Origin of the sequence: Nonomuraea sp. NPDC049784 (genome assembly GCF_040659615.1) — a bacterium.
GTDB lineage: Bacteria > Actinomycetota > Actinomycetes > Streptosporangiales > Streptosporangiaceae > Nonomuraea.
Window position 1 is genome coordinate 1 of sequence record NZ_JBFAMX010000372.1, and the last position, 10,012, is coordinate 10,012.

The window sequence follows — 10,012 nt, forward strand, 5'->3', positions numbered from 1 at the left end:
CACGGACCCGGCGGACCCGGCCGTCCAGGAGCTCGCCCGCCGCTGGACGGAGGCCGTGGCCGGGCTGGCGGGCGGCGACAGGAGCGCCATGTCGGCCATCTACCGCAAGATCGACGCTGCGGGGCCGGAGACCGCCACGAAGGGCCTGCTCAGCGCGCCCGCATGGGACTACCTCAGACGCGCCTTCGCGGTGGGTTTCGCGACCCGCCCATGAGACTTGGGGGCTTTGGTTCAGAGCTCCAGCACGTGGTCCAGCAGCGACTGCAACGTGACCGCCCCGACCAGCCGCTCCCCGTCCACCACGCCCACCAGCGGGCTCCGCGTACGCGCCATCAGCGCGGCCAGCTCCAGCACGGTGGCCTTCATGTCGGCCACCGGCAGCTCCCGCGGCTGCTCGGGCAGGCACTCCCGCACCGTCCTGCCCCCGAGCCGCCGCAGGAACAGGTCGGCGTGCGCCTCGTCCACCACCCGGGCCAGCGCGGGGTCGTCCTGGCAGTACGCCGGGACCGCCAGCCGGAGCACCTGGGTGCCGGGCAGGATGCTGAGGGGGCGCTGGTCCTGGTCGACCAGGATGAGCCCCGGCAGGTCCTGCTCGGCCAGCAGCTTGGCCGCCTCGAGCGCCGGGGTGTCCAGGGTGACCGTCGGGAACTCGACGGCGAGATCGCGTGCGCGCATCAATGGCCTCCGCGATCCAGCCTACTTCGCCGCCCGGACGGTGCGGGGCGGCGCTGCAGGCGATGCTGCGCGAAATCTCCGAGCGCCTCGGAAGGGCCGCCTCGTAGGCTATGGACCATGCTCCCCATGACCGTGGACGAGGCCATCTCCGCCGAGCAGACCGGCCGGCGGCTCAAGTACCTGTACTTCTGGGGCCATCAGCCCGCCCGCGACGGCGGCGTCGGCCCCGGTTGCCTCAGCCAGTGGTGGCCGGTCGACTTCACCGAGGACGGCCACACGTTCGCCTCGGCCGAGCACTACATGATGGCGCACAAGGCGTGGCTGTTCGAGGACGGGGAGAGCGCGGACAAGATCCTCGCGGCCCGTCACCCGCGCGAGGCCAAGGCGCTCGGCCGGACGGTGCGGGGCTTCGACGAGGCGACCTGGGAGGCGCGTAGCTTCGACATCGTGGTACGCGGGAGCGTCGCCAAGTTCGGGGCGCACGAGGAGCTGGCGGAGTTCCTGCTCGGAACGTCGGGCCGGGTCCTGGTGGAGGCGAGTCCGGTGGACCGGGTGTGGGGCATCGGCCTGGCGGCCTCGGACGAGCGGGCGGCGTCCCCGGCGACGTGGCGGGGCGCCAACCTGCTCGGCTTCGCGTTGATGGCCGCCCGCGACACCCTTCTGGCCCGGCGTCAGGACGGAGGCCCCGCTTAAGGCGGGCTGTCAGGACGGGAACCGCAGGTAGCCGGGCGGGACGTGGCCGACCAGCCACACCCCGTTGGCGCTGACGTGGAACACGTGCCCGTCGGCGTGCATGGCACCGGCCGCCACCACCAGCACCACGGGGACACCCCGCCGGGCGCTGCTGACCGGCGCCGCCCTGTACCTGGTGGCGGCCGCCGCCATGGGCGGGCTCAGGAAACGCCCGCCCCGCGCGGCTGGACGGCCCTCGCCCGCCGAGACCTGGCGGAGCAACGCCCTGCTGTGGTCGTCCAGGCCGCGCCGCCGCGTCTACATCGCCCTCTGGGTGCCGAACGGGCTGGTCGTCGGCTGCGAGTCGCTGTTCGTCCCGTACGCTCCCCAGCACGCCGGCCTCCTCTTCGCCTGCGCGGCCGCCGGCATGCTGGCCGGCGACGTGCTGGCCGGGCGATTCGTCCCTCCGGCCTGGCGGATACGGCTCGTCACCCCGCTGCACCTGCTGCTCGCGGCCCCGTACCTGATCTTCCTCCTGAGCCCTTCGACCCCGGTCGCGGCGGCGGCCGTCACCATCGCCTCGACCGGGTACGCGGCGAGCCTGCTGCTCCAGCAGCGGCTCATGGAGCTGACCCCGGACGAGCTGAGCGGGCACGCGCTCGGCCTGCACTCCTCCGGCATGCTCGCCATGCAGGGCGTCGCCGCGGTCCTCGCGGGCGCGTTCGCGCAGTGGACCTCGCCCGCGGCGGCCATGGCCGTGCTCGCCGCGGCCTCCGTCGTCGTCACCGTGTTCCTTCCGGTACGTCCTGAGCCGTCCCCGGGTGCCGCAGCCCGCCCGCAACGCCGCTCAAGTCACCTCTGACCAGGGGGAAGTCCTCGCCGCCTTCGGGTACGACCCGCAGAAGGTCATCCAGGTGCTCAACGACGTGATCGCGACCGGGGTGGTGTGCCGGCTCAGATCTGCCAGGCGTCTAGAGGCCGCTTCTGAGGGTACGGGCGACGCCATGGACAGCCTGGTCAGAACACCTGTCGCGCACCCGTACCGGCCGCGCGAGGTCGATGTCGAGCCGCTGCGCCGGCGGCTGGAGGAGACCGTGGACGGCGAGGTGCGGTTCGACACCGGCAGCCGCGCCGTCTACGCCCGGGACGGCTCCAACTACCGGCAGGTCCCCATCGGCGTGGTGGTGCCCCATACCCTCGACGCCGGGGTGGCGGCGGTGGCCGCGTGCCGGGCCCGCGACGTGCCGGTGCTGTCGCGGGGCGGCGGCACCAGCCTGGCCGGGCAGTGCTGCAACGCGGCCGTGGTGATCGACTGGTCCAAGTACTGCGGCACGGTGGAGTCCGTGGATCCCGCGGCCAGGAAGGTCACGGTGCAGGCCGGGGCGGTGGTGGACGCGGTCGATCATGTTCTGGCGCCGGAGGGGCTGATGGTCGGCCCCAAGCCGTCCAGCCATCCGACCTGCACGATCGGCGGCATGATCGGCAACGACTCGTGCGGGGCGTCCGCGCAGGCGTACGGGAAGATGGCGGAGTCGGTGCTGCGCCTGGAGATCCTCACCTACGACGGCGTCCGCACCTGGGTCGGGCCGACCGACGACGCCGAGTACACCAGGATCCAGGCCGAGGGCGGGCGGCTGGCCGAGATCTACCAGCAGCTCCGCCGGCTGCGCGACGACACCATGGAGCTGGTGCGCACCCGCTTCCCCAAGCTGGAGCGGCGCGTCTCCGGCTACAACCTGGACGAGCTCCTGCCCGAGAACGGCTTCAACGTGGCCCGCGCCCTGGTCGGCAGCGAGAGCACGTTGGTCACCGTACTCCGCGCCGAGCTGGCCGTGGTGCCGAAGCCCGCCGCGCGGGCGCTGGCGGTGCTCGGGTTCGAGGACATCTTCGCCGCCGCGGACGCCGTACCGGCCGTCGCCCGGCACCGGCCCATCGCGCTGGAGGCCATGGACGAGAACATGCAGCGGCTCGCCCAGCAGGAGCACCCCGGGGATCCCGCGCTCCGCGACCTGCCGAAGGGGGCGGGCTGGCTGCTGGTGCAGTTCGGCGGGGACACGCCGGACCAGGCGCGCGAGCGGGCCGACGAGCTGATCCGTGACATGAGTGAGCACGCGACGCACACCTTCCTCGGCGACCCGGCCAGGGAGGACCGGCTGTGGCGGTGGCGCGAATCGGGGCTGGGCGTGGAGGCGTACCCGCCGACCGGGCGGCAGACCTACGAAGGCTGGTCGGACGCGGCCGTGCCGCCCGAGCGGCTGGGCGAGTACCTGCGTGACTACGACCGGCTGCTGCGTAGCCACGGCTACCAGGACTCCGCCCTCTACGGGCACTTCGGGCAAGGGTGCGTGCACGGCAGGCTCCCGCTCGACCTGCACACCGACGACGGGATCGCCAACTACCGGGCGTTCGCGGAGGAAGCGGCCGACCTGGTGGCCTCCTACGGTGGCTCGCTGTCGGGGGAGCACGGCGACGGGCAGGCGCTGGCCGAGCTGCTGCCGCGCATGTTCGGCGACGAGGTGGTGGAGGCGTTCGGCCGGTTCAAGGCCGTCTTCGACCCACGGAACCGGATGAACCCCGGCAAGATCGTCCACCCGCACCGCCTCGACCAGGACCTCGCCCAGCGGCACTTCTACCCGCTGGAGCCCCGGCACAAGTTCTTCGACTATCCGGAGGACCACGGGCGCTTCGGGCATGCCGCCACCAGGTGCGTCGGCATCGGGAAGTGCCGGCAGGACACCTTCGAGGGCGGGGTGATGTGCCCCAGCTACCGGGTGACGCGCGAGGAGGAGCACTCCACGCGCGGGCGGGCCCGGTTGCTGGGGGAGATGGTTCGGGGCGAGCTGATCACGGACGGCTGGCGGTCGAAGGCCGTGCGTGACGCGCTCGACCTCTGCCTGGCCTGCAAGGGCTGCAGGTCCGAGTGTCCGGTGAACGTGGACATGGCCACGTACAAGGCCGAGTTCCTCGCCCACCACTACCGGCACCGGCTCCGGCCGCGCGAGCACTACTCCCTGGGCTGGTTGCCGCTGTGGTCCGCGCTCGCCTCCGCCGCGCCCGGCGCGGTCAACGCGCTGACGCACACGCCGGGGCTGTCGCGGCTGCTGAAGGCCGTCGCGGGGATCGCTGCGGAGCGGGAGCTGCCCAGATTCGCCAGGGAGCGGTTCACCAACTGGTTCAGGCGGCGGGGCGCGTCGCCGCCCGGGACGCGGGGGAAGGTCGTGCTGTGGGCCGACACGTTCACCAACAACTTCGACCCGCACATCGGGCAGGCGGCGGTGAGCGTGCTGGAGGCGGCCGGGTTCGAGGTGCACGTGCCGCCGGTGCCGCTGTGCTGCGGGCTGACCTGGATCTCCACGGGACAGCTCACGACCGCCCGGCGGGTGCTCGCCCGCAGCGTGCGCGCGCTGCGGCCGTGGGCGGAGACCGGGGTGCCGGTGGTGGGGCTGGAGCCCAGCTGCACGGCCGTGTTCCGCGCCGACGGTCCGGAGCTGCTGAACACGCCGGACACGCGGCTGCTCTCGGAGCGGACGCTGACGCTGGCGGAGCTGCTCGAGTCGCGGGCGCCCGACTGGCGCCCGGCCTCCTCCGGCGGTGAGGCGGTGGCGCAGGTGCACTGCCATCAGAGCGCCATCATGGGGTACGACGCCGACCGCGCGGTCCTCGACCGCTTCGGGATCAGCACGGAGGTGCTGAACGCTGGGTGCTGCGGACTGGCCGGAAATTTCGGATTCGAGCGCTCGCACTATGACGTGTCGGTGGCCTGCGCGGAGGAGTCCGTCTGGCCCGCCGTACGAGCCGCGAGCCCGCAGCAGACGATCCTGGCCGACGGCTTCTCCTGCCGCACCCAGATCGCCGCCGCCGGAACCGGCCGCCAAGCCAGCCACCTGGCCGAGCTCCTCGCCATGTCACTCCAGCACCCGGGTGCTTGCAAGTGATCTATTCCAGCACCCTTAAAGGGCGTCGCAAGGTTTTTCATTCACGTTTTATTCATGCGACGTCTAATCAAAATCATTTCGCCTGTGATCGCAGGCTTGGTCGCCGCCGCCGGTTTCTCCGGTGCGGCCCGGGCTGCGGGGCCCGTCAGGCTCGATGCGTATTACTGGCAGCGGGTGGCCTGGTCCTCCTGTGGCAGCGGATACCAATGCGGCAAATTGAGAGTGCCACTCGACTATTCGAAGCCCAATGGCAAGCAGATTAAGATCAGCCTGGTCCGGCTGCCGGCCACCGGTAAAAAGATCGGCTCGGTCGTGCTCAACTTCGGCGGCCCCGGAATATCCGGCGTCGACTCCTTGAAAGCGAGCAAGGCGATCGTCTCCGCCTCCATCCGGCAGCGGTTCGACGTGGTGAGCTTCGACCCCCGAGGCGTCGGCGGGTCGGCTCCCGTGCGCTGCCTGGGCACGCTCGGCCTCGACGCGCTCTTCGCCACCGACCCGACCCCTGACAACAGCGCCGAGGTCAACCAGGCCAAGCAGTGGGCCAAGGTGTTCGCCGGTGCCTGCAAGGCCAACGCGGGCAAGCAGCTCCTCGCGCACGTCGGCACCGGCGAGGCCGCCCGGGACATGGACGTGATGCGGGCCGCCCTCGGCGAGGCGCGGCTGACGTATCTGGGCTGGTCGTACGGCACCTACCTGGGCGCCAGGTACGCCGACCTGTTCCCCACGAGGATCCGCGCCATGGTGCTCGACGGCGCGGAGAACCCGAGCCAGACGGGCGCCGAGTTCGCCCAGTCGCAGGCCCTGGGCTTCCGCGTGGCGACGGAGTCGTTCCTGCGCGACTGCTTCAAGGCCAAGGGCTGCCCGTTCAGGCAGCACTCGATCGGCGCGGCGTGGAAGAAGCTCGATGCGCTGTACAAGCGGGCCGACCGGGCGCCGCTGCGCAACACCTACGACGGCCGGCAGGTCAGCGAGGCCGTCGCGCGCACCGGCGTCATGAGCGCGCTGTACTCGGCGGGCGACTGGCCGGCGCTGCGCCGGGCGCTGGCGGCGGCGTTCAAGGGCGACGGCACGTACCTGCTGGTGCTCGCCGACCAGTACAACGGCCGCCGGCTCGACGGCAGCTACGACAACCGGTACGAGGCGCTCATGGCCATCAGCTGCGTCGACCATCCCGAGTCGCGCTGCCCGTACTGGCCGGTCAAGGGCACCGGGTTCGCCAAGCAGGTGCGGGCCCAGGGGTCGCCGCCGATCGTGGTGGTGGGCACCACCCGCGACCCCGCCACGCCGTACAAGCTGGCCCAGGCGCTGGCGTCCCAGCTGTCGAACGGCGTGCTGCTCACCAACGACGCCGACGGCCACACCGCGTACCACGGCGGCTCGACCTGCGTGGAGAGGCAGATCGACCGGTACTTGATCACGGTTGCCCCGCCGCGTCCCGGCACCTGCGCGGCCAGAGCCTGAACCCGCCGTTCCAGTCCCACACCACGGTGTGGGACTGGTGTCGTTCGGGTCAACCCTGGCCGTGCCTGCGCCGGAGCCGGGCTCTGACGGGAGAGATTGGCGGACGTAGTCGGAAATGCCCTCCCGAGGAGCCCATGGAGTCGCTGCTGGTCCTGCACGCGGTGGCGGCGGTCTGCGCTCCCTGGCTGGTCAGGCGCGCGTCCCTGGCCGTGCTCGCGCTCCCTCCCGCCGCGGCCTTCCTTGCCACGGCGCTGGGGCTGCCCGCGCGGGAGACCAGGACCTGGGCGCCCTCGATCGGGCTGGAGCTGGCCTTCCGCGTCGATGCGCTGGCCGTGCTCATGATGTCGCTGGTCACCGGTGTGGGCGCGCTGGTCATGATCTACAGCGCCCGCTACTTCCCTCGCGGCGACGACGGGCTCGGGCGCTACGGCGTCTTCATGTCGGCCTTCGCCGGCTCGATGCTGGGGCTGGTGACCGCCGACAACCTGCTCCTTCTGTACGTCTTCTGGGAGCTGACCACCGTCTGCTCCTACCTGCTCATCGGGTACGACCCCGAGAGCAGGCCGAGCAGGCAGGCGGCGCTGAAGGCCCTGTGGGTCACCACGTTCGGCGGCCTTGCCATGCTGGCCGGGTTCGTCCTGCTCGGGCAGGCCGCGGGCACGTACCGTATCTCGGACATCGTCGCGCACCCGCCGCACGTGAGCCCCGTCGCCGTGGTGCTCATCCTGGTCGGCGCGCTGTCGAAGTCGGCGATCTTCCCGTTCAGCACGTGGCTGCCGGCCGCCATGGCCGCCCCCACGCCCGTCTCCGCATACCTGCACGCGGCCGCCATGGTGAAGGCGGGCGTGTACCTGCTGGCCAGGCTCGGCCCCGCGCTGGGAGACGTGGCCCCCTGGCGAGCGGTGGCCGTGCCGCTCGGCGTGGTCACGATGCTGCTGGGCGGGTGGCGGGCGCTGCGCGAGGCGGACCTCAAGCGGCTGCTCGCCTACGGCACGGTCGGCCAGCTCGGCCTGCTCACGGTGCTGTTCGGCTCGGGGGACGGCGGCGCCGCGCTGGCCGGCGCGGCCATGCTGCTGGCGCACGCGCTGTTCAAGGCCGCCCTGTTCCTGGTGGTGGGCATCGTCGACCACATGGCCGGCACCCGTGACCTGCGCGAGCTCAGCGGGGTCGGCCGGTCGATGCCTTGGGTGTGCGGGGTCTCGGTTCTGGCCGGGGCGTCGATGCTGGGGCTGCCGCCGCTGGCGGGGTTCGCCGGCAAGGAGGCCGCGCTGGAGGCGCTCATGGACACGCCGCTCGCGCTGGGGGGCGTGGCGGCCGGGTCGGCGTTGACGGTGGCGTACACGCTGCGGTTCCTGTGGGGGGCGTTCTGGGACAAGCCGGGGGTGGCGGCGCGGGAGACGCATCGCGTGCCTGCGGCCATGTTCGGGCCCGCCGCGCTGCTGTCGGTGCTCGGCCTGGCGCTGGCGCCGTTCGCGCCCTGGTACGGCCACGCACTATCCGGATATATCGGGACTTTTCGTGATAAGGGGCATGTCACGCATCTGGTGCTGTGGGGCGGCTTCTCCCTGCCGCTCCTGCTGTCGGCCGTGTCGGCGGCTGCCGGGGTGGTGCTGTTCCTGGCCAGGGAGCCCGTGGCCAGGGCAGGAGCGGCGCTGCACGTGTTCGACTCCGGGCAGATCTTCTGGTCGCTCGTACGGCGCCTCGACCGCTTCGCCATCCAGCTCACCGGCTTCGTACAGCGCGGATCCCTGCCCGACTACCTCACGCTCACCCTGTTCGCCGTGATCGGCGTCGGCGTGTTCTCCCTCGTGTCTGGCGGCCCGCCCCGCCTCGACGTGCCCGTCGTCGCCTGGCAGCGCCCCGAGCAGCCCGTCGTCGCCGTGCTCATCGTGGCGTCGGCCGCGCTGGCGCTGTTCGCCCGCGCGTACATACTCCTGGGCGTCGTCGTAGGCCTCATCGGGTACGGCACGGCGCTGCTGTTCCTCGTCCACGGCTCACCCGATCTGGCGCTCACCCAGTTCCTGGCCGAGACGGTGAGCCTGGTGGTGTTCGCGCTGGTGCTGCGGCGGCTGCCGATCGGCCCGATCAGGGGGCGGCTGCCGTTCTGGTTCAGGATGGGGCTCGGGCTGGCCGTGGCCGTGGTGGTCACGGGCGCGGGCATGCTGGCCATGGGCGCGCGGACCGCCCAGCCGATCGGTGCGCTCATGGGGGCGGCGGCCGAGCAGGCCGGTGCCAGGAACATCGTCAGCGCCCTCATCGTCGACATTCGCGCCTGGGACACCATGGGCGAGAGCACGGTGCTCGTCGTGCTGACCATGGGCGTGACGAGCCTGGTGTTCCTGCGGCGCAGGTCGTACCACATCGAGCCGGGCCCGCACCTACCTCCCGGCGGAACGCGCTGGTTGTCGGCCACCCTCCCGCGCGGGCAGCGGGCGCTGGCCTTCGAGGTGGCGGCCAGGCTGACGTTCCACACCGTGCTGGTGTTGTCGGTGTTCCTGCTGTTCATCGGGCACAGCGCGGTCGGCGGCGGGTTCGCGGGCGGCATCGTGGCCGGGATGGCGATCACCGTTCGCTACCTGGCGGGCGGCAGGAACGAACTGGCCGTCGCCGTCCCGATGCACGCGGGCGTGCTCATGGGCGTCGGGCTCACGCTGTCGACGGGGACGGCCCTGGCCGGGCTGCTGTTCGGGCGGGCGGCGCTGGACATGCTCGCCACGGACGTGACCGTGCCGTTGCTCGGCCACCTGCACCTGAGCACGGGGCTGTTCTTCGACCTCGGCGTGTACGTGTCCGTCGTCGGCATGGTCCAGGACATCCTGCGTGGCCTCGGCGCCGAGCTGGACCGGCAGATCGATGCCGAGGAGAGCGCGTGACCGTCACCCTGCTGCCGTTCCTGGCCTGCTGCGCGATGATCGCCACCGGGGTCACGCTGCTGCTGGAGCGGAGCCTGGTACGCGTGCTGGCAGGCGTCATCGTCCTGGGCAACGGCGTCAACCTGCTGATCGTCACCGCGGGCGGCGACGTCGGCGCCCCGCCCTTCGTGGGCGCCCGCGGGATCGCCGACCCGCTGCCGCAGGCCATGGTGCTGACGGCCATCGTGATCACTTTGGGGGTGACCGCGTTCCTGCTGGCCCTGGTGCACCGGTCGTGGCAGCTGTGCGGGAGCGACGAGGTCCAGGACGACACCGAGGACCGGCGCGTGCGGCTGCGTTCCCGCCGCGGCGAGCTGAGCGACGCCGTACGCGCCAGGCAGAACGCCTACCGGCGGC

At 72.0% G+C, this 10,012-nt stretch carries 8 protein-coding genes and 1 pseudogene; 7 read left to right on the plus strand and 2 right to left on the minus strand.

Annotated elements, in window-relative coordinates; all coding sequences use genetic code 11:
* Nucleotides 1-214, plus strand: a 214-nt coding sequence (locus AB0J09_RS43485) for a hypothetical protein (protein WP_360704769.1), incomplete at its 5' end; no start/stop codon positions are given.
* A 17-nt stretch (nucleotides 215-231) separates the two neighbouring features.
* On the opposite strand, the gene AB0J09_RS43490 is transcribed toward AB0J09_RS43485, so the two are convergent.
* Nucleotides 232-675: a CBS domain-containing protein gene (locus tag AB0J09_RS43490; RefSeq protein ID WP_360704772.1), complete on the minus strand. Its 444-nt coding sequence runs from the start codon at nucleotides 673-675 to the stop codon at nucleotides 232-234.
* A gap of 117 nt (nucleotides 676-792) precedes the next feature.
* Here AB0J09_RS43490 and AB0J09_RS43495 point away from each other — a divergent pair, with 117 nt between their 5' ends.
* Nucleotides 793-1,368 carry an NADAR family protein gene (locus AB0J09_RS43495; RefSeq protein ID WP_360704775.1) on the plus strand — a complete coding sequence of 192 codons (576 nt, stop codon included), beginning with the start codon at nucleotides 793-795 and terminating at the stop codon, nucleotides 1,366-1,368.
* A gap of 9 nt (nucleotides 1,369-1,377) precedes the next feature.
* Here the strand turns inward: AB0J09_RS43495 and AB0J09_RS43500 are convergent.
* Nucleotides 1,378-1,515 (minus strand): annotated as a pseudogene (locus tag AB0J09_RS43500) (RNA 2'-phosphotransferase); the annotation flags it as partial.
* Here AB0J09_RS43500 and AB0J09_RS43505 point away from each other — a divergent pair.
* From AB0J09_RS43505 to AB0J09_RS43525, 5 genes are all read left to right on the plus strand, one after another.
* Nucleotides 1,469-2,209, plus strand: a complete 741-nt coding sequence (locus AB0J09_RS43505) for a hypothetical protein (RefSeq protein WP_360704790.1) — start codon at nucleotides 1,469-1,471, stop codon at nucleotides 2,207-2,209. The pseudogene AB0J09_RS43500 and the gene AB0J09_RS43505 overlap by 47 nt on opposite strands.
* The gene (locus AB0J09_RS43510; protein WP_360704778.1) at nucleotides 2,169-5,282 is read left to right on the plus strand and encodes an FAD-linked oxidase C-terminal domain-containing protein; all 3,114 of its coding nucleotides are present in this window, start codon (nucleotides 2,169-2,171) and stop codon (nucleotides 5,280-5,282) included. Before AB0J09_RS43505 ends, AB0J09_RS43510 begins: the two co-directional genes overlap by 41 nt.
* A 222-nt stretch (nucleotides 5,283-5,504) precedes the next feature.
* Nucleotides 5,505-6,743 carry an alpha/beta hydrolase gene (locus AB0J09_RS43515; RefSeq protein ID WP_360704784.1) on the plus strand — a complete coding sequence of 413 codons (1,239 nt, stop codon included), beginning with the start codon at nucleotides 5,505-5,507 and terminating at the stop codon, nucleotides 6,741-6,743.
* Nucleotides 6,744-6,877: 134 nt separating this feature from the next.
* Nucleotides 6,878-9,616 (plus strand): Na+/H+ antiporter subunit A, encoded by a 2,739-nt coding sequence (locus AB0J09_RS43520; protein WP_360704781.1) that lies wholly within the window; start codon nucleotides 6,878-6,880, stop codon nucleotides 9,614-9,616.
* A gap of 35 nt (nucleotides 9,617-9,651) precedes the next feature.
* A partial coding sequence (locus AB0J09_RS43525; RefSeq protein ID WP_360704787.1) for a Na(+)/H(+) antiporter subunit C occupies nucleotides 9,652-10,012 on the plus strand: 361 nt, incomplete at its 3' end.

Bases quoted from the DNA above. Each gene is read 5' to 3' on its own strand.
- AB0J09_RS43490 (WP_360704772.1), bottom strand. From the start codon at position 675: ATGCGCGCACGCGATCTCGCCGTCGAGTTCCCGACGGTCACCCTGGAC.
- AB0J09_RS43495 (WP_360704775.1), top strand. From the start codon at position 793: ATGCTCCCCATGACCGTGGACGAGGCCATCTCCGCCGAGCAGACCGGC.
- AB0J09_RS43505 (WP_360704790.1), top strand. From the start codon at position 1,469: ATGGCACCGGCCGCCACCACCAGCACCACGGGGACACCCCGCCGGGCG.
- AB0J09_RS43520 (WP_360704781.1), top strand. From the start codon at position 6,878: ATGGAGTCGCTGCTGGTCCTGCACGCGGTGGCGGCGGTCTGCGCTCCC.